18 protein-coding genes are annotated in these 19,599 nt (G+C 66.7%); 11 read left to right on the top strand and 7 right to left on the bottom strand.

All coding sequences use genetic code 11. From position 1 onward, the window contains the following. Positions 1-10 precede the first annotated feature (10 nt). From J2S76_RS05710 to J2S76_RS05660, 11 genes are all read left to right on the top strand, one after another. The gene (locus tag J2S76_RS05710; protein WP_307058363.1) at positions 11-1,444 is read left to right on the top strand and encodes an NAD-dependent succinate-semialdehyde dehydrogenase; all 1,434 of its coding nucleotides are present in this window, start codon (positions 11-13) and stop codon (positions 1,442-1,444) included. Positions 1,445-1,503: 59 nt separating this feature from the next. Then, on the top strand, positions 1,504-3,240 hold the full coding sequence (locus J2S76_RS05705) for a thiamine pyrophosphate-binding protein (RefSeq protein WP_307058361.1): 1,737 nt from the start codon (positions 1,504-1,506) through the stop codon (positions 3,238-3,240). Between the two features lie 30 nt (positions 3,241-3,270). After that, the gene (locus J2S76_RS05700; protein WP_307058359.1) at positions 3,271-4,134 is read left to right on the top strand and encodes an ABC transporter permease; all 864 of its coding nucleotides are present in this window, start codon (positions 3,271-3,273) and stop codon (positions 4,132-4,134) included. 4 nt (positions 4,135-4,138) lie between these two features. Next, positions 4,139-4,936: an ABC transporter permease gene (locus tag J2S76_RS05695; RefSeq protein ID WP_307058357.1), complete on the top strand. Its 798-nt coding sequence runs from the start codon at positions 4,139-4,141 to the stop codon at positions 4,934-4,936. Between the two features lie 103 nt (positions 4,937-5,039). After that, positions 5,040-7,409, top strand: a complete 2,370-nt coding sequence (locus tag J2S76_RS05690) for a xanthine dehydrogenase family protein molybdopterin-binding subunit (protein ID WP_307058356.1) — start codon at positions 5,040-5,042, stop codon at positions 7,407-7,409. Between the two features lie 33 nt (positions 7,410-7,442). Then, entirely contained in the window at positions 7,443-8,459 is a 1,017-nt protein-coding gene (locus J2S76_RS05685) for a C-terminal binding protein (RefSeq protein ID WP_307058354.1), read from the top strand. 1 nt (position 8,460) lies between these two features. Beyond that, positions 8,461-9,699: an alpha-hydroxy acid oxidase gene (locus tag J2S76_RS05680; protein WP_307058352.1), complete on the top strand. Its 1,239-nt coding sequence runs from the start codon at positions 8,461-8,463 to the stop codon at positions 9,697-9,699. Between the two features lie 82 nt (positions 9,700-9,781). Continuing rightward, positions 9,782-10,231: an SRPBCC family protein gene (locus J2S76_RS05675; protein ID WP_307058350.1), complete on the top strand. Its 450-nt coding sequence runs from the start codon at positions 9,782-9,784 to the stop codon at positions 10,229-10,231. Between the two features lie 302 nt (positions 10,232-10,533). After that, positions 10,534-11,121, top strand: coding sequence for an amino acid synthesis family protein (locus tag J2S76_RS05670; RefSeq protein WP_307058348.1), 588 nt, complete (start codon positions 10,534-10,536; stop codon positions 11,119-11,121). Further along, positions 11,118-12,314, top strand: coding sequence for an amidohydrolase family protein (locus J2S76_RS05665; protein ID WP_307058346.1), 1,197 nt, complete (start codon positions 11,118-11,120; stop codon positions 12,312-12,314). The genes J2S76_RS05670 and J2S76_RS05665 overlap by 4 nt, the downstream gene beginning before the upstream one ends. 62 nt (positions 12,315-12,376) lie before the next feature. Then, entirely contained in the window at positions 12,377-13,021 is a 645-nt protein-coding gene (locus tag J2S76_RS05660; protein ID WP_307058345.1) for a DUF4286 family protein, read from the top strand. Positions 13,022-13,048: 27 nt separating this feature from the next. Here J2S76_RS05660 and J2S76_RS05655 read toward each other — a convergent pair whose 3' ends face one another. From J2S76_RS05655 to J2S76_RS05625, 7 genes are all read right to left on the bottom strand, one after another. Further along, a complete protein-coding gene (locus tag J2S76_RS05655) occupies positions 13,049-13,750 on the bottom strand; it encodes an ABC transporter ATP-binding protein (RefSeq protein ID WP_307058343.1) in 702 nt (233 codons plus the stop codon). Continuing rightward, positions 13,743-14,516, bottom strand: a complete 774-nt coding sequence (locus J2S76_RS05650; RefSeq protein WP_307058341.1) for an ABC transporter ATP-binding protein — start codon at positions 14,514-14,516, stop codon at positions 13,743-13,745. The genes J2S76_RS05655 and J2S76_RS05650 overlap by 8 nt, the downstream gene beginning before the upstream one ends. A gap of 4 nt (positions 14,517-14,520) precedes the next feature. Continuing rightward, positions 14,521-15,516, bottom strand: a complete 996-nt coding sequence (locus J2S76_RS05645) for a branched-chain amino acid ABC transporter permease (protein ID WP_307058339.1) — start codon at positions 15,514-15,516, stop codon at positions 14,521-14,523. A 3-nt stretch (positions 15,517-15,519) separates the two neighbouring features. Continuing rightward, the gene (locus J2S76_RS05640; RefSeq protein WP_307058337.1) at positions 15,520-16,413 is read right to left on the bottom strand and encodes a branched-chain amino acid ABC transporter permease; all 894 of its coding nucleotides are present in this window, start codon (positions 16,411-16,413) and stop codon (positions 15,520-15,522) included. 114 nt (positions 16,414-16,527) lie between these two features. Next, positions 16,528-17,715, bottom strand: coding sequence for an ABC transporter substrate-binding protein (locus J2S76_RS05635; protein WP_307058334.1), 1,188 nt, complete (start codon positions 17,713-17,715; stop codon positions 16,528-16,530). A gap of 237 nt (positions 17,716-17,952) precedes the next feature. Beyond that, complete coding sequence (locus J2S76_RS05630; RefSeq protein WP_307058332.1) at positions 17,953-18,777, bottom strand: alpha/beta fold hydrolase; 825 nt, start codon at positions 18,775-18,777, stop codon at positions 17,953-17,955. After that, positions 18,777-19,526 (bottom strand): SDR family NAD(P)-dependent oxidoreductase, encoded by a 750-nt coding sequence (locus tag J2S76_RS05625; protein ID WP_307058329.1) that lies wholly within the window; start codon positions 19,524-19,526, stop codon positions 18,777-18,779. Before J2S76_RS05625 ends, J2S76_RS05630 begins: the two co-directional genes overlap by 1 nt. Positions 19,527-19,599 lie beyond the last annotated feature (73 nt).

Here is a 19,599-nt window from a genome sequence, read left to right as displayed (position 1 = left end):
GGCGCGTCGCATGCAGCACGACCTCGCGCTTCTCATCAATGGCAGCTGGATCGTCCCGTCGTCGGGGCGAAGCTCGCCGGTGATCAATCCGGCCACGGAGGCCGAGATCGGCCGCCTTCCCCATGCCGGCGTGGACGATCTTGACCGCGCCCTGGAGGCGGCGGCGGCCGGCTTCAAGCTCTGGCGCCAGGTGCTGCCGCAGGAGCGCGCCAAGGTGGTGCGCCGTTTCGCCGACCTGATGCGCGAGCATGTGGACCTGCTGGCGGCGGCGATCACCGCCGAACAGGGCAAGACCCTTGCCGAGGCGAGGGGGGAAGTGCAGGGGGCGGCCGAGCTCGCCGAATGGCTCGCCGAGGAAGGGCGACGGATCTACGGCCGGATCGTGCCGTCCCGCTTTCCGAACAGCCGGATCCGGGTGGAGCATGAGCCCGTCGGCCCGGTGGCGGCGTTCTCGCCCTGGAACTTTCCCTGCAGCATGGTGGCGCGCAAGATCGCCCATGCTCTCGCAGCGGGCTGCTCCATCGTCATCAAGCCGGCCGAGGAAACCCCCGGCGCGGCGATCATTCTCGGCCATCTCTGCCTCAAGGCCGGGGTGCCGCCGGGGGTGGTGAACATCGTGTTCGGCGCGCCGGCGCAGGTTTCCGAGCACCTGATCGCCAGCCCCATCATTCAGAAGATCTCGCTGACCGGCTCGGTCGGCGTCGGCAAGCACATCGCCATGCTGGCGGCGCGCGAGCTGAAGAAGGTCACGCTCGAACTGGGCGGCCATTCGCCGGCCGTCATCTGCGAGGATGCCGACATTGCCGCGGCGGCGCAGATGTGCGTGCAGTCGCGGTTCCGCAATGCGGGTCAGGTCTGCACGGCGGCGACGCGGTTCTACGTCCATGCCAGCGTGGCCGAGAGCTTTACCCGGCAGTTCGTCCAGCATGTCGCGGCGATCAAGGTAGGCGACGGCACGGCGCCCGGCGTGCAGATGGGCCCGCTGTCGAACCAGCGCCGGCTCGACGCGATGGATCGTTTCGTCGCCGATGCCGAGGCGCGCGGGGCGCGGCTCGTCGCCGGCGGCCAGCGGATCGGCAATCGCGGCTATTTCTTCGCCCCCACCGTGTTCACCGACATTCCCGCCGATGCCGAGGTGATGACGCAGGAGCCCTTCGGGCCGATGGCGCCGATCCGCAGCTTCGACACGCTGGACGAGGTGATCGCATCCGCCAACAGCCTGCCCTTCGGCCTTGCCGCCTATGGGTTCACGCGCTCGCACCGGACGGCCGAGCGGCTGTCCTCAGGCCTGCGTGCCGGCGTCGTCGCCATTAACGGCGTCACCGTCACGGCGCCCGAGGCGCCATTTGGCGGTGTCGGCGACAGCGGCGTCGGGCGCGAGTCCGGCAGCGAGGGGCTGCTCGAATACACCCATGTGAAGACCGTCACCGAGACGTTCAACTGAACGCGTGGTCAGGACCTGCTATGAAGCCCGATGTGCCTGCCAAGAGCCAGAATACAAGCATGGCGTGGGGCAGCGACGCTGCCGCCGAAATGCTGCGCCATCTCGGCATCGATTATGTGTGCGTCAATCCGGGATCGAGTTTTCGCGGCCTGCACGACAGCCTGGTGAACTATCTCGGCAATGAGCGCCCGCACATGCTGCTGGCGCTGCATGAGGAAAGCGTGGTCGCCATCGCCCATGGCTATGCCAAGGCCTCGGGCAAGCCCATGGCCGTGGTGCTGCACAGCAATGTCGGGCTGATGCATGGCATGATGGCCGTATTCAACGCCTGGTGCGACCGGGTGCCGATCCTGATGCTGGGCGCGACGGGCGCCGTCGACACGGCGGTGCGGCGCAACTGGATCGACTGGATGCACACGGCGCGCGACCAGGGCGCCATGGTCCGGCATTTCGTCAAATGGGACGACCAGCCCCATTCGCCCGAGGCGACGATCGAGGCGATGGGGCGAGCCTATAACAGGGCCTGCACCGCCCCCTGTGGCCCCTCCTATGTCATCCTCGACCGGCGTCTGCAGGAAGACGCCCTGCCGGCGCCGCTGACGCTGCCGCCCGCCGCGCGCTTCGTCCCGGCCCCGCGCCTCGTTCCGGCGGCCGAAACCGTCGCGCCGGCGGCCGAACGGCTCGCCAAAGCGCAGCGGCCGGTGATCCTCATTGGCCGCGTCTCCCGCAGTTCCGCCGACTGGGCGCTGCGCGTCCGCCTGGCGGAGCTGCTGGGCGCTCGCGTCATCACCGATCTGAGGACCGGCGCCTCCTTCCCGACCGAGCATCCCCTCCATGGCGCCCCGCCGGACCTGTTCCTGACTGGGCCGAACCGCAAGATTCTCGCGGAGGCCGACGTCGTGCTCAGCCTCGACTGGACCGACATCGCCGATGTCATGCGCGCCGGGGCCGGCGAGGCGGCGGCGCCACGCACGCTTATCCATGTGTCGGTCGACCACCATGTGCATAATGGATGGAGCGGCGATCACCAGCGCTTCAGCGGTGCCGACATCCAGCTCGCGGTGGAACCGGATGCGGTTCTGGCGCCGCTCATCGCTGCCCTTGAGGCGCGTGGGGGGGCTCTCGTGGCGCCCACCCCGGCGCCCACCCCGGCGCTCGCTGCCGCCTCCCGTCCGCCCCGCGTGCCCGAGGGGCTGCCGACGCTGGCCGATATCGGCGAGGCGCTGTGCGAGGTGAAGGGCAAGCGCGCTTTGTGCCTGGCCCGCGTGCCGCTGAACTGGCCGGCAGGCGCCTATCCCTTTCGCGACCCACTTGACTATCTCGGCTATGATGGCGGCGGCGGCGTGGGTTCCGGGCCCGGCATGACCATCGGCGCCGCCCTTGCGCTGCGCAACAGCGGCCGCCTGACCATCGGTCTCATGGGCGACGGCGAGTTTCTGGGCGCGCCCTCGGCACTCTGGTCCGCCGCCCATTACAAGATTCCCGTGCTCTTCGTCATCGCCAACAACCGCAGCTACTACACCGACGAGGTGCAGCAGGAGGCGGTGGCGCATCATCGCGACCGGCCGGCTGAGAATAAGTGGATCGGCCAGCGTATCGACGAGCCGGCAATCGACATTCCCGGTCTGGCCGCCGATTTCGGCATCGCCAGCGAGCCGCAGATCACCGATCCGGCCCAGATCGCCGCAGCGTTGGAACGCGGCTTGCGTGCGGTCGAAGCGGGCGAGAGCTACCTGCTCGACATCCGTATCGATTCAACGCGGGGATCCAGCCTGGACTGGCTGAATCACCATTGATCTTCGAGCTCACGCGAGAATGGCGGTCTCATGGATGCGCGCGACATGACCTCGGTGCCGGCCAACGAAGCAGTTTCCGCCCGCCCCGTGGTGGAGCCGGCCATCGACCGGACCGGAGGGCGGCTTCGGCCCCCCTCGGCGCGGCCTTTCACCAGCTGGATCGATCCGCCGGTGCTCTTCGGCGCGGGAACGGTAATCATCGGCCTGGTGATCGTCGAGGCGCTGGTCCGGCTGGGCGTCATTTCGAGCCTCATCATTGCGCCGCCGAGCGCCGCCATTGGCGGTCTCTTCCATGGGGAGAAGGCGTTCCAGCTGCTGGTCGCGACCAAGCTGACCTTCGGCATGGTCTTCGTCACCGTGCTGATCGAAATCATCGCCGCCGTGCCCATCGGCTACGCGCTCTTTCGCTACAAGCACTTCGGCAAGGCCTATGAGGGCTGGCTGGCGTCGCTCTTCGCCGCGCCCATCTTCCTGCTCTACCCCTTGTTCATGGTGATCCTTGGCCGCAACAACGTCACGCTGATCGTCATGGGCTCGGCCGCCGGCGTCATTCCCGTGATCGTCTATGTCCGGCTGGCCTTTCTCTCGGTGCCGAAAACCCTGATCAAGGTTGGCAAGAGTTTCAATCTAACGGAATCGCAGATCTTCTGGAAGATCATGGTGCCGAGCGGTGCGAAGACGATCTTCACCGGCATCCGGCTCGGGCTGATCTATGCCCTCATCAACATCATCGCGATTGAATATCTCGTCGATGCGGGCGGGTTGGGGCGGCTGGTGTCGGACAGCTATTTCCGCTTCGACATCACCGGCACCTATACGGCGATCATCGCCATCGCTGCGATCAGCATCACCTGCAACGCCATCATCGACAGAATCGAAAAGATGTTGAGGTAGCCCCATGGTCGCCGCCACTCACGCACACCTTCGGCTGTCGCTGCGCGATCCCGTCCTCTGGATCAGGGTCGGGACGGTCGTGCTTCTCCTGAGCGTCTGGCAGCTCGTCGCGGTTTCGGGCCTTCTCTATGACGGGCTCGTGCCGCAGCCGGCCAGCGTCTTCGTGGCGCTCATCGGCCAGCTCGGCGATCTCTCCATGTATCGGGACCTCTGGACGACGGTCTACACCTCCGTCGGCGGCTTCGTGCTCGGCTCGGTGCTGGCGATTGTCATGGGACTGTGGCTCGGCTCGAACGAATTCATGCGGCGCGCCTTCGAGCCCTACATCGTCGCCCTCGCGGGCACGCCGAAGATCATCTTCCTGCCGATCATCTTCCTCGTGTTCGGGCTGGGCGTGGAATCGAAGATCGTGAAGTCGGCGATGTCGGCGTTCTTTCCGGTGATCTTTGGCACGATCAGCGGCTATCTGCAGATTCGGCTGATCCTGCTGAAGGTGGGCGAGAGCTTCCACCTCTCAGTGCCGCAGAAGGTGCGCATGATTTACGTGCCGGCGATGCTGCCGGCGCTGCTGGTCGGCGGCCGGCTCGGCATGGCGATGGCGATCATCGGCGTGCTCGCCGCCGAGGTCGCCTATTCGGATGCCGGCCTCGGCTACCGGCTCATGCAGTTCTCCGATCAGTTCCAGATCAGCGCCATGTACGCGACGATCATCATCATCTTTGCGCTTGCCTCGGTCATCAACGCGATCTTCGGCCGGATCCAGAGCCACAAGCTCCGCTATCTCGAGGCAGCGGGAGATTGAACGGCGTGGGAGCGATGTTCGGAACACCGGCACAGAACGGCGCCAAGGCGCCGGCGCGGTGGATGTGCGGGAACAACGGATCCATGCAGGGGAGCGCGCGGACATGAATGCTGCGGGATTGGGACAGCCGGTCCGCCGGGTCGAGGATCTCCGCCTCATCCGCGGTCATGGCCGCTACACCGACGATATCGCGACGCTGGAGGGCGCGGCCTATCTGTGCGTGGTGCGTTCGCCGCATGCGGCGGCGCGGATCGTGTCGATCGACGTGACCGAGGCGCGCCAGGCCGACGGCGTCATCGCCATCCTCACCCCGGACGATCTGCGGCAGGAGGCGTTCCAGCCTTTCCCGACGAGGGTGAAGCGGGTGCGCGCCGACGGCACGCCGAACCTCGCGACCGATTATTACCCGCTCGCCCTTGGGGCGGTTCGCCATGTCGGCGAGGCCGTCGTCGCGGTGATCGCCGAGACGATGAATCAGGCGCGCGACGCCGCCGAACTGGTCCAGATCGAGTATGACGCGACCGACGCCATCGTCGACATGGCCGGGGCGGTGGAACCGGAGGCGCCCCGGGTCTGGGAGCACCATCCCGACAATGTCTGCTTCGAGCTGAGGGCCGGAGACCGGACCCACGCGGAGGCGCTCTTCGCCTGTGCGGCGCATGTGGTGACGCAGCGCTTCGTCATCTCGCGCGTCGGCACCAATTCGCTGGAGCCCCGCGCGGCGCTTGGTTCCTATGATCCGCGCACCGGCCGCTACACGCTCTATGCGGGCCTGCAGTCGCCACACATGATCCGCCAGGAACTCGCCACGATCCTCGGCATTCCGGTACATCAGCTGCGGGTGGTCGCGCCCGATGTCGGCGGTGCCTTCGGCATGAAGGGAAGCCTTCATCCCGAACTGGTGCTCGTCTTGTGGGCGGCGAAGCTCACCGGGCGTGCGGTGCGGCACACGGCGGATCGCTCCGAGGGGTTTCTCTCCGACCATCAGGCGCGCGACAACGTCTCCGATGTCGCGCTCGCCCTTGATGCGGAGGGGCGATTCTTGGCCCTGCGCGTCGACACCATCGCCAATCTCGGCGCCTTCGTTGCGTCGAACGGACTGCACGCGCCGACCAACAATATTGGCGGCCTTGCGGGGGTCTACACGACAGAGGCCTTCGACGTGCGCGTGCGGGGGGTGTTCACCAACACCGTGCCGACCTGCCCGTTTCGCGGCGCCGGTCGTCCGGAAGCGTCCTATTGCATCGAGATGATCGTCAACAAGGCGGCGCGGGTGCTCGGCCTCGACAGCGCGGAGCTGAGGCGGCGCAACATGATCGCGCCGTCGGCCATGCCCTATGCGACGCCGCTGGTGTTCACCTATGACAGCGGTGAGTTCGAGGCCGTCATGGACAAGTGCCTCAGTGCCGCGGACTGGGCCGGCTTCGAGGCGCGCCGCCGCGACGCGGCCGCCCGCAACAGGCTGCGGGGCATTGGCATCGCCACGGTCATCGAGATCGCCGGCGGTCCGCCCGACCGGCCTTTCGAGGAATATGCGGAAATCCGCTTCGATGCCTCGGGCGGGATGACCATTCTCGCCGGCAGCCATTCGCAGGGACAGGGCCACGCCACGGCCTATCACCAGATGGCGGCGGAGCTTCTCGGGATGACCGGCGACGAGGTGGCCGTCGTGTTCGGCGATACGGATCTGGTCGCGCATGGGCGCGGCACGTTCGGCTCGCGCACGATGATGGCGGTCGGCACCTCCTTCGTGCGCGCCAGCGAGAAGATCATCGCCAAGGGACGGCGCATCGCCGCGCATCTGATGGACGCGCCGGAGGAGGCGATCGGCTTCATCGACGGCAGTTTCGTCGTGAGCGGGACGAACCGGGGCATGTCGCTGCGCGAGGTCGCCAAAGCCGCCTTCGTGCCGCGCCTCATGCCGCCGGACATGGAGATCGGCCTGCAGGCGGCGGCCAATGTCGCGCTGGAGAAATCCACATTTCCCAATGCCTGCCACATCTGCGAGGTCGAGATCGACATGGAGACCGGCGAGCGCGGCCTGGTCGCCTATCACGTCGTCGACGATGTGGGCACGGTGGTCAATCCGCTGATGCTCAAGGGCCAGATTCATGGCGGCGTGGCGCAGGGCGCCGGACAGATCCTCGACGAGCTGATCGTCTATGACGGGCAGGGGCAGGTGCTGACGGGCTCGTTCATGGACTACGGCATGCCGCGCGCCACGGATCTTCCCCCCATCCATGTGCTGAGCCATCCCGTGCCAACCACCACCAACCCGCTCGGCGTCAAGGGTGCCGGGGAGGCCGGTACGGTTGGCGCCCTGCCGGCGGTGATGAGTGCCTTCATGGATGCGCTCGCGCCGCTCGGCATCGAGGAACTCGACATGCCCGCCAGCCCTTTCAAGCTGTGGCAGGTGATCGACAACGCACGGCGGGCGGCGGGTGCAGATGCCTCCGCCGTCGTTCCGGTCTGACGTGATGAGAAGGCCGGTTCTCCGGAAAAAGCCATGATGCCCCGTGTCGTCTACCCGGAGATTCTCGACTCCGACACCGCCCTTGAAGCGGACATACTGACCCCGCACGCCCAGGTCTCGTTCAACGACGTGCCGCTGATCGCCGATCTCGACCCGGCACTGTGCCGCGACGCCGACGGTCTCCTCGTGTTCCGGCATCATGTGACCCGGGCGGACTTCGACCGTTTTCCGAAGCTGTCGGTTCTGGTGCGGATCGGCGTCGGTTATGACCGCATCGACATGGCCACCGCTGCCGAGCGGGGCATTCTCGTGTGCAACGTGCCGGACTATGGCACCACCGAAATCGCCGACCATGCCATGGGCCTGATCCTCGCGCTGCGGCGCGGGCTGCTGTTGCATCATGATCTCCAGCGCGGCGCGTCCCCCGCCCCTTGGCTTCTGGTCGAGACGCCGCTGATCGACCGCCTCAATGTGCAGACCCTCGGCATCATCGGTCTCGGGCGCATCGGCACGGCCCTCGCCATGCGCGCCAAGGCGTTCGGGCTTCGCGTCGTCTTCTACGATCCCTATGTGCCGAACGGCGTCGATCTCGCCCTTGGCATCGAGCGGGCCCGCGCGCTGCCCGATCTGCTGCGCGTCGCCAATGTGCTGTCGCTGAACTGCCTGTTGTCCCACGAGACGCGCGGGATGATCGGCGCGGCGGAACTGGCCCAGCTGCCGCGCGGCGCCGTCATCGTCAACACGGCGCGCGGCGTGGTGATGGACATCGAAGCGTTGGAGGCGGCGATGCGGGCCGGCCATGTTGCCGGGGCCGGCCTCGACGTCATTCCCGTCGAGCCGCCCGTCGAACCCCTGCCGGGCCTGCTGCGCGCCTATCGCGAGCGCGAGGATTGGTTGACCGGCCGGCTCATCGTGACGCCGCATGTGGCCTATTACTCTGCGCCGGCCAATCGGGACATTCGCGTCAAGGCGGCCGAAACCATGGTGGCCGCGCTTCAGGGAAGCCCGCAGAATGTCGTGCTGCCCGCACGACGGCACGGGCGGGACTGAAATGGCACATCTGCGCGAAGCTGCGGTTCAGGAGCGTGCGCCGGCTGTCACGGCGCCACGGGTCGAGGACGCGACGCCCCGGCATCTGGCCCCGTTCCTGTGCCTTGCCGATTTCGAGGCGGCCGCCCGTCGGCGGCTGCCGCGCCAGATCTATGGCTATTACGCGGGCGCGGCCGAGACCTGCCAGTCGTTTCAGGCCAACGCCGCCTCCTTCCGCAGCTATGAGCTCGTGCCGCGCGTGCTGGCGGACGTCTCGGCCCGCTCGGCCCGCACCACCCTGTTCGGCACCACCTATGACGCGCCGTTCGGCATTGCGCCGATGGGCCTGTCGGGCCTTGCGACCTTCGAGGGCGAACTGGTGCTGGCGCGCGCCGCGACGCAGGCCGGCATCCCCGCCATCGTCAGCGCGACGTCGCTGATGCCGCTGGAGCGCGTCGCGACACAGGGCGGTGCACGCTGGTTTCAGGCTTATCTGCCCGGCGAGGACGCGCGCATCGAGGCGATGGTCGACCGGGTTGAGGCCGCCGGCTACGATACCTTCGTGCTGACGGCCGATGTGCCGGTTCCGGCCAACCGCGAGAACAATGTCCGCACCGGCTTCAGCATTCCCCTGCAGCCGTCGCTGCGGCTTCTGTGGGATGGGCTTTCGCGGCCGCACTGGCTCGGCGCCACCTGGCTTGCCACCTTTCTGCGCCATGGCGTGCCGCATTTCGAGAACATGGACGCCTTCCGGGGCCCGCCCATTCTTTCGCGCCACGTCGTGCGCGCCATCGGGGCCCGCGACCAGCTGTCTTGGCGCCATCTTGAACTCATCCGCCGGCGCTGGCCGGGCAGGCTGATCCTCAAAGGTGTGCTGTCGGCCGAGGACGCGGTGCAGGCCCGCGAGCACGGCGCCGATGGCGTCATCGTCTCCAATCATGGCGGACGCCAGCTCGATGGTGCACGGCCGGCCCTGGCGGCGTTGCCGGCCATCGCCGAGGTCGCCGGGCCCATGCGGGTCATGGTCGATGGCGGCATTCGGCGCGGCTCGGACGTGCTGAAGGCGCTCGCGTTGGGCGCGCATTTCGTCTTCGTCGGCCGCCCCTTCCTGTTCGCCGCCGCGGCGCGCGGGCAAGACGGGGTCCGGCATGCGATCCGGCTCCTTTTGGCGGAGATCGAGCGCGACATGGCGCTTCTCGGCGTCACCCGCATTGAGGCGCTGACTCGCGCGCATGTCGAGCGCGCGCCGTGGGCGGCATGACCTCGCCCCGCGCAGGCACGGATTTGTTTTCACGCGACAACTGGCGCTTCCGCGCCGTGTCAGCGCATCAGGGAGGCCCACCATGGCGATGACGATGACCGGAGAAGTGCAACTGCCGGCGAGTAAGGATGTCGTCTGGGCCAAGCTCAACGATCCCGAAGTTCTAAAGGCCTGCATTCCCGGCTGTGAGGCGCTAAGCCAGGATGACGAGACGCACTTTTCCGCCGTGGCCAAGGTCAAGCTCGGCCCGGTGAAGGCCAGCTTCAAGGGCAAGGTGGAACTGCTCGATCTCGATCCGCCGAATGGCTACCGCATTCGCGGGGAAGGCGAAGGGGGCGTCGCGGGGTTCGCCAAGGGCGGGGCGATCGTCATCCTCACCGAGGCGGCGGAAGGCACGCTGCTCCGCTACGAGGTCGAGGCCCATGTGGGCGGAAAGCTGATGCAGCTGGGCTCGCGCCTGATCGATTCCGTGTCCAAGAAGCTGGCGGCGGAGTTCTTCGAGAGCTTCGAGAAGGCCGTGGCCGGATCCTGACGCCGCCCGGCCCGCTGCCTGCCGCGCGCGGCGGTGCCCGTCAGGTTGACACCACGATCCTATGACTACAATATGTATCTAAATTATTGACTTGTTATTCGTTCGCGTCGTGGGGTGCGGCAGGAAGCGTCCGCGCCGGCGCGTGCTGCACGCCGCCGGAGAGCGGAAAGACGGGACCGTCGTCCCGGGAGGCGACGGAGGGGCGCTCGCATGCCACGCGCGCCCATCCGTTTGGCCGACCGGATATTCAAAGATCGCCCGCCGAGCCCTCCGGCTGAGGGCGGGCTCAGGGAAACAGACAGATGGAACTGAACATTCGGCGGGTCTTAGTCCAGTACGAGGACACCTTCGAGGAAGGGGCCGTCCGCGTGGAGACGCCCCTGCGCAAGGCGGCGGTCATCTTCGTGGTCGAAAACCCCCTCGCCGGCACGGTGGGGGCGGATCTTTCTCCGTTGATCGAGGCGAGCGTCGATCTCGGACGGAAAGTCGGCGCGAAGCTGGTCGAGGTGATGGCGGGGTTCGAGGTTCAGGGATACGGCAAGGGGGCGCTGGTGGGGCTGGCGGGTGAACAGGAGCACGCCAATGCCCTGCTCACCACGGTTTTCGCCAATCCCGTGCGCGAGGCGATTGGCGGCGGCGAGGCCTGGATATCGTCCTTCCAGAAGGTGGCCGCTCCCGGCACCGTGATCGACATTCCGATGAACCACAAGGATGAGGTCTATGTCCGCTCGCACTATGACGGCATCACCGTGATGGTGCCGGGCGGGCCGAAGGCGGACGAAGTGGCGGTGATCTTCTGCGCCTCCAGCGGCCGGCGGCTGAACTGGCGCGTCGGCGGCATGACGCATGAGGAGGTGCTGGCGCGCAAGGCGAAGGCGGCGCAGGGATGAAGACGGCCATCGTCAATATTGGCGGCATTTTCTCCGGCGACATCAACGCGCCCTTTCGCGACGGCGACGCCCTTCTCATGGCCGATGGGCTGATCCAGTCCGTCGGCACGCTCAGCCCCGCCGAGGTCGAGGCGGCCGATGTGGTGATCGACGCCGCCGGCACCTTCGCCGCGCCCGGGCTGATCGACTCGCACGTGCACATCACCTTCGGCGACTACACGCCGCGCCAGAAGACGGTGGGCTTCCTCGAAAGCTACGTCCATGGCGGTGTGACCTCGTCGATCACCGCTTCCGAGGTGCACACGCCCGGCCGCCCGAAGGACCCCGTCGGCGTGAAGGCGCTGGCCGTGGCGGCGATGAAATGCTTTGCCGACTATCGTCCGGGCGGCATGAAGGTCCATGCCGGCGCCCTCATTCTCGAACCGGGGCTGACGGACGAGGATTTACGCGAGGTGGCCCACGCCGGGCTGCGTTTCGTCAAGGCGGGCTTCGGCGCCTTCCCATCACCCTATGACTATGTGCCGCTGATCGAGAGCGCGCGGCGGCATGGGCTGATTTCGATGGTTCATACCGGGGGCGCGTCGATCCCCGGATCGTCGGGCATCTGGGCCGAACATCTGGTGGCCATGCAGCCCGACATCTCCTTTCATGTGAATGGCGGGCCTATCGCCATTCCGGAAGCGGGGTTCGACCGGCTGATCCATGAGACGAAGGTGGCGATGCAATTGTGCACGGCCGGGAATCTTCGCACCGCTCTGTTGATCGCACAGAAGATGACCGCCACCGGCACCCTCGACCGGCTGCTCATCGCGACCGATACGCCCACGGGATCGGGCATCATGCCGCTGGGCATGCTCTACACGATCTCGCATCTCGTCGCGCTTGGTGGCATGGCGCCGGAAATCGCGATCGCCGCAGCCACGGGCAACAATGCGCGCCATTTCCGGCTGAACGCCGGGGTGATCGCTCCCGGCCGCGACGCCGATGTCATCCTGCTCGACGCCGGGACCGGCGGCTCGCAGCCCGATGCCCTCTCAGCGATGCGCAACGGTGACGTGCCTTCGGTCGCGGCCGTGGTGACGGCCGGCATCCCGCGTTTCGTCGGGGCCAGCCGGAACACGCCGCGCGGCATGCGCAATGTCCGCACGGCGCACTCGCGCATCGTCCAGACCTTTGACGGCGCGTCCCACTGACCCTCACGTCGCGGAATGCAGGAGAGATCAAATTGCGCGCTGGAGCTGTACTGTTTTCGGAAATGACGCCTGCCCCGGAGTGGGAAGACGACTTCAATCGTTGGTACGACACCCACCACATTCCGATCCGCATGGCAGCCCCCGGCTTTCTCGGCGCGCAGCGCTACCGCAATGTCGAGGGACCGGCCTATCTCGCCGTCTACGACATGCAGACGCCGGAGGCGCTGAAGACGCCGGACTATCTGCGGATCAAGCAGAACCCGTCCGAGCAGACGAACTGGATGCTGGCGAATGTCGGGGATTTCACCCGCTACACCGGCGAGCTGATCAGCTGGCAGCAGCGGCCCGACGTCGAGGATGATCGCGTGCTCGATTCCGCCTATCTCTATGCCGTCTTCTTCAGCGTGCCGGCCGAGCATGAAGAAGCGTTCAATGCCTGGTATGTCGAGGACCATGTTCCCCTGCTGCTGGGCTGCGAGCACTGGCTTGGCTGCCGGCGCTACCGCATCGTCGACGGGCACCCCGCCGCTTTCACCCATATGGCGCTGCATCACCTCGCTGATCTCGCCGCGCTGCAGAGCCGGGCGCGCGAGGCGGCCCGTGCGACGCCCTGGCGGGCCAAGCTTGCCGCCGAACCCTGGTTCAAGGGGCACTATGCCGTCTTCTCCCGCCACGGCGCGGCGTTTCGGGCGACGCCCACCGTTTGAGCGGGCGCGCCATCCCTGCGGGCGACCTCAGCCGATATAGGAATGAAACAGTTCCTTCTCGTCGTGAAAGTCGCCCGTCGGCCCGTGGGTGATGATCTTGCCGGCGCGAATGACGTAGACGTAGCTCGCAACGCCCAGCGCCAGATGCATGTTCTGCTCGACGAGCAGCACCGAGGTTCCGGCCTCATTGAGCCGTTTGATGGTGCGGCCAAGCTCGCGCACCACCAGTGGCGCCAGCCCCATGGACGGCTCGTCCAGCATCAGCAGCTTGGGTCGGGCGGTGAGCGCGCGCGCGATGGCCACCATCTGCTGCTGTCCCCCGGACAGGGTGCCCGCACGCCGGCCAAGATGCGCCCGGAGTTCCGGGAAATAGTCGAGAGCGCTCGCGACGCGGGCGTCAAGGTCCCCGCGTGAGGCGCAGGCGATGGCGCCGAGTTCCAGATGTTCCTGCACCGACATGTCGGTGAACAATTCCCGCCATTGCGGCACCAGCGACAGGCCGTGGCGGAAGACGCGGTGCGCCGGCTGTCCCTGGATGCTGTTGCTCTCGAAGGCGATCTCCCCGCCCTGCGACGGGATCAGCCCCATGATCGCGCTCAGTGTGGTGGTCTTGCCCGCACCATTGCCCCCGAGCAGCGCCACGACCTGCCCCTTCCCGACGCGCATCGACAGGCCCTTCAGCACCTCATGGGCGCCGTAGCCGGCGCGAAGTCCTGTGATGTCAAGCATTGAGCCGCTCTCCGAGATAGGCTTCCTGTACGGCGGGATCGTTCTCGATCTGCTCCCCTGTTCCCTCCGCAATCACCCGCCCACGGTCGAGGACGGTGATGCGGTGGCACAGTTTCACGACCAGCGGGATGACGTGCTCGACGAGAACGATCGACACGTTCCAATCTGCCGGCAGCCTTGCGATCAGGTCGTCCAGCCGCGCGACTTGTGCCGGGGACAGGCCGGCCGTCGGCTCGTCCAGCATCAGCAGCCGCGGGGAGGCCACCAGCGCCTGACCGATCTCGACATAGCGCTGTTCGGCGATGGACAACGTGCTCACCAGATGGTCGACGCGCGGGGCGAGGTCCAGATAGTCCAGCACCCGGGTGATCGTCGCCATTGGATCGGTCGCACCGCGTGCATTGACGGCGTGGCCGACGAACAGGGCCGCGAGCGGGTTGTCGGCGCGGCTGTGAAGGCCAAGCAGCAGGTTTTCAAACACGGTCATGGACTGGACGAGCTGCACCGTCTGGAAGGTGCGGCGGATGCCCCGTGCCGCCCTGTCCGGCGCGCCCAGTGCGGTCACATCCGCACCGGCGAAGATCATTCGCCCGCTCCTTGTGGGGGCGAGGCCGGAAATGGCGTTGAACAGGGTGGTCTTTCCCGCCCCGTTCGGCCCGATGAGCCCTCGGATCTCGCCTTCGGCGATGGTGAGGCTGACCTTGTCGACCGCCACGAGGCCGCCGAACTGCACCGTCACATTTTCCACTGTCAGTAAGGAGGACATCCGCCTAACCCTCCTGCGGCGCCGGGCGGGAACGGCCCGGTAAGGACGGCCGGCGGAGCGAGAACCGCTCACGGGGCAGGATGCCCTTGTCGATCAGGAAGCCGGCAATGCCGCGCGGGGCGAAAATGACGAACAGAATGAGCATGAGGCCATAGCCGATTTCCTGCAGGGCCTGCGCGTTGCGCAGTACTTCCGGCAGCCAGGTCAGGATTATCGAGCCGATGATGGGTCCGGCGAGACTTGCGGCGCCGCCGACGATGACGATGCAGAAATGCAGCGTCGTCTGGTAGAAGCCGAAATTCTCGGGCGTGATGTAGCTCTGGGTGAGAGAGAACAGCGACCCGCCGATGCCGGCATAGAAGGCGCTGATGGCGAAAGCGAGGACCTTGGTCCGCGCCACCTTGATGCCGCTGCACTGGGCGGCGATCTCGCTGTCGCGGATGGCGACGAAGGCGCGGCCGAGCTTCGAGCGGATGATCGCCTGGGCGAGAAGGGTCATGGCCAGGGCGACGACCACGACGATGTAGAAGGTCGGGTAGTCGCCGTAGAAGCGGTGGCCGAACAGGACGGGCGCGGGGACGCTGACGCCGTCCGGGCCGCCGGTGACCGACTTCCAGTGCTTGATGCCCCATTGCACGATCTCGGAAAAGCCGAGCGTTACCATGGCGAGATAGAGGCCGCTGACCCGAAGCGCGGGAAAGCCGATGAGGGCGCCGACGATGGCCGCGGCAACGCCCGCCGCCGGCATCGCAACAAGCAGCGACACGCCGAGCTTGGCGGTGAGCAAGGCGGAGACATAGGCGCCGATGCCCATGAACGCCCCATGGGCGAAGGCGAACATGCCGGCAAAGCCGAGGATGAGATTGAGCCCCTGTCCGATGACCACATAGACCAGCACGAGATTCATGAGGTACTGGGAATAGGCGTCGGTCGTGAACGAGAGAGCGACGGTTCCGGCGAAGAACAGCCAGACGAGATTGTTCTGCAGCAGGGTGCGCATGGCTCAGACCCTCGCGGCGCGGCGCGCGCCGAACAGGCCCTGTGGCCAGAACAGCAGGACGAGAATGATGATGATGGGCGCGAAGATATCCATCATCGAGGTCGCGATGTAGCGGCCGGCGAAGATCTCGACGACCCCCATCAGCACACCGCCGAGCAGCACGCCCGTCACGCTGCCGAAGCCGCCGAGGCAGGCGGCGGCGAAGCCTTTCAGCAGCATCCGCGTCCCCATGTCGGGATGGAGGAAGATGAGCGGCGCCGCGAGCACGCCGGCGATGGCGCCGCAGGCCGCCGCGAGTGCCCAGGTGGCCGAATAGATATTGCTGGTGTGGATGCCGATAAGCTTGGCCCCGGTGGGGTTCTGCGCGGTGGCACGCATTTTCTTGCCCAGCGGCGCGCGGGCAAAGAAGACGGAAATAGCGACGGTGAGCACGAGCGTCACCGCGACGATCAGCAGGCGCTGGGTGGCGATCGCGACGCCGCCGATGGTGACCGTCTGCGTGGTGAAGGCAGTGGGCAGGTTGCGCACGCTATCGCCCCAGGGAATGCGGGCCAGGCCCTTCAGCACGATGGCGAGCCCCACGGTCGCGAGCACGATGGCGACTTCGCTCGAGGCCCGACCCAGTGAGCGGTGCAGGGAAATGGGACGGATCGCCAGCCATTCCAGCAGCATGCCCATGAGGCCGATGCCGACGACGGCGATGAGGAAGGACAGAAAATAAGGCAGTCCCAGCAGGACAATGGCGGTGTAGGCCAGAAACGCCCCGGCCATGAACAATTCGCCATGGGCGAAGTTGGGAATGCCCTGGGAGCTGTAGACCAGAACGAGGCCCAGGCCCACGAGCCCGTAGAGGCAGCCATTGGAGAGCCCCACGGAGAGCAGTGTCGCGATTTCCATCTGAACCCCATCCGGTCCGGCAGGAAGGGCCCGGCGGAATGGCTCCGCCGGGACGCGGGAATGTCGGCCAGGAGCGGCCCGTTGGGACTGCTCGCGGCGGATGGACAGGACGGTTCAGTTCTTCCAGCGGTCGCCGATCACCACGATCTTGCCGTCGCGAACGCCCCACATCACGCCCGTCCGGCAGCCGTCATGATCGGCGGCGGAGAAGCTGAGCGAGCAGGCCATCGGGCCGCCATCGAGATTCTGGATCCCGTTCATCGCCTCGACGAATTTCGCGCGAGTGAGGTCCGGTCCGGCCTTCTTCAGCCCCTCGACCACTGCGAGGGCGCCGGACGTGCCGAGGAAGGAGGAGGCCTGCACCTTGTCGGAGGGATAGTACTTCTTCAGCATCTCCTGCCATGGCGTCATGGCCTCGCTGCCGAGCGGGCCCTTATAGACGGCGACGACATACATGTTCTTGAGCGCGTCAGTGCCGCCGATGCGGTCGGCAAGATCCTGAAGATCGACGACGGTGGCGCCGATCATGGGAACATCCAGCCCCAGGCGGTGGGCGTCCTTCAGGAAGACGGCCGAGGCGGCGGGCCGGCCGACGAGCACGACGGCATCGGGCTTGGCGTCCTTGATCTTCAGGACCTGCGCGGTCGCGTCGGTGAGCTCGGTCTCGATGGTCTCAAGGCCGAGCAGCTCGACGCCGTGCTTTTTCAGCCCTTCGGTCAGCGTGCCATAGCGCGCGCCGGCGTGTTCGTCGGCATGGCCCACGACCACGACGCGCTTGACGTTCGGCATGGTGGCGATGAAATCGGCGATGATCTTGCCGTCGAAACTGCCGGGCAGGAAGGCGCGGTAGATGTAATCGTTCGGCTTTTCCTGGACGATCTTGTCCATGGTCGCGACGAGGATCATCATCGGCACTTCATTGGCCAGCACCTCGTCGCGCGTGGCGAGGATGGACCCGCTGCAGCTGCCGCCATGCAGCATGAAGACCTTGTCGCGGTGGATCAGCTTCTTGGCGGCCGCCAGCGCCATCGGCGGGGCGCATTGCTCATCCTCGACCACCAGCTCGATCTTGCGTCCGTTGATGCCGCCCTGCGCGTTCACCGCGTCATAGACCATACGCGCGCCATTGATGGTGGGCCATCCCCACGCCGCTGCCGGGCCGGTGAGGGAGCCGATCATGCCGATCTTGATCGAGGTCGGGGTAATGCCCGGGTCGTCGGCGCGGGCATGGGGGGCCGCCATGGCGAAAGTGAGCGCCAAGGCGGCGGACGCGACGAGAGACAGGCGCACTGAAGTCTTCATCTCTGGGTCCCCTGGATTGTTGTTTCATGTCTCAGAAAGGGGCCGACTTGCGTGAGCCGGCTCTGTTCTTCACGGGTCGCCCGTCGAGGGATCCAAAAATGCCATGCGGCGGCACTGCCTGGGGCTGCCAACCTGGGGCCGATGAGAGATGAATGGATATCGACGAATTGTAATTACAGTCTTTATGTTAAAATTGTATCTGTCAAGCGAGCGACGGGGAGAAGATGCCGCACCGCATCATCCGTGGTCGAGGAAGGCGGCAATCGCGGTCAGGAAGTCGTCCAGATTGTCCCAGGGAATCATGTGCCCGGCATCGATGCCGATGGCGCGCCCGTTCGGCATCCGGCGGACCATCTCGCTGGCGGCATCGGCCGAGACGACCTTCGCCCGCAGCGCGAAGACCAGCAGGGTGGGAACGTCCAGAAAGGGGAGGTCGGGAAAGATGTCTTCCTCATGGAAGCCGGCATGCGAGCGTGTGATTGCCTCGACGCTGCAGGTCGGCAGCCACTGAAGGCGCAGGGCGATCTGCGGGTCGCTCCAGCCGGGCGTGAGCGGGCGAAAAGCCTCCACCGTCGCCCCGCGCGAGGCCGCCTCATGGGCGGTGAGATAGGAGGAAAGCGGCGTCGGGTAAGGCGCCCTGCCGGGCCCCGAGAGCGGCGGGTCGACAAGGACCAGCCTGGAGACGACGCCGGACGATCGGGCCGCGAGCCGGATGGCAATCCGGGCGCCCATGGAATGGCCGAGAATGACGGGCTGGCGAAGCCCGAGGCCGTCGACCAGCTCCAGCGCATCCTGGGCGTAATCCTCCAGCGCATAGCCCAGCCCGGCCCGGCTTTCCGAGAGGCCGCGGCCACGAAGGTCGGGCACGATCACGCGCCGCGTGGCGGCGAGAGGTTGGGCGACGAAGGCCCAGGTTGCGGCTGGGCTGGTGATGCCGGGCAGCAGCAGGATCGGCGCGCCGGCGGCGTCCGGATTGAAGTCGAGATAGTGCAGGCGGATGCCATTGGCGAGGCAATGCGCGCCACGGCAATGCGGAACCGAAGCGAGGTGCGCGGCCCTCATCAGTTCATGACCCCGCCGCCATCGACATGAATCTGCTGCGCCGTGATGTAGCTGCTGTCGTCGCCGGCAAGGAAGGCGACGATGCCCTCTAGGTCCTGCGGAACGCCGACGCGGCGCATGAACTTGACCTGCGCCTTGCTCTCCAGCTGTTCGCGGGAGAAGGCGCCGGTGTCGATCTGCCCGGGATTGACCATGTTGACGGTGATCCCCTCCGGGCCGAGCTGCTTGGCGGCGCACCGCATCAGACCAATGAGCGCCGCCTTCGAGGCGGTGTAATGGGTGACATGGGCCAGCGCTTCGCCGATGGCGGCGGAGCCGACGAAGATGATCCGTCCGCCCTTCCGGCCGATCATGTGCGGAGCGATCGCCGCCGCGCAGTTGAAGGCGCCTTCCGTGTTCACGCTGAAGGCCCGCTGCCACTCGCTGTTCGGTATTTGCCAGAACGGGCCGGCGGCCAGCTGCTTCCAGATGCCGGCATTGCTGACGAGCACATCCACCTGTCCCAGCGAGGCCACGACCTGCGCGGCCATCGCTTCCACTGAGGCGCGATCGGCGACATCGACGGTGACAGGCAGGCAGCGCGCGTCCGGCTGATCGCGGCGGATCGCCTCCGCAGCGTCCGTGACACTCGCTGCGTCGAGATCGGCGAGGGCGACCTGCGCACCTTCCGCGCACAGGCGGGCGGCCAGGGCGAATCCGATGCCGCGGGCAGCGCCGGTAACGAGGGCGACCTTGTTCGAGAGCTTCATGACCGGCTTTCTCTCTGGCGTGCGAACGCGCGCGAAAGGGCCGGTAGGCGTTGAGAATTCCCCTCGACGCACC

Source organism: Ancylobacter vacuolatus (genome assembly GCF_030813595.1).
GTDB lineage: Bacteria > Pseudomonadota > Alphaproteobacteria > Rhizobiales > Xanthobacteraceae > Ancylobacter > Ancylobacter vacuolatus.
This window is presented reverse-complemented; position numbering and strand designations above follow the sequence as displayed.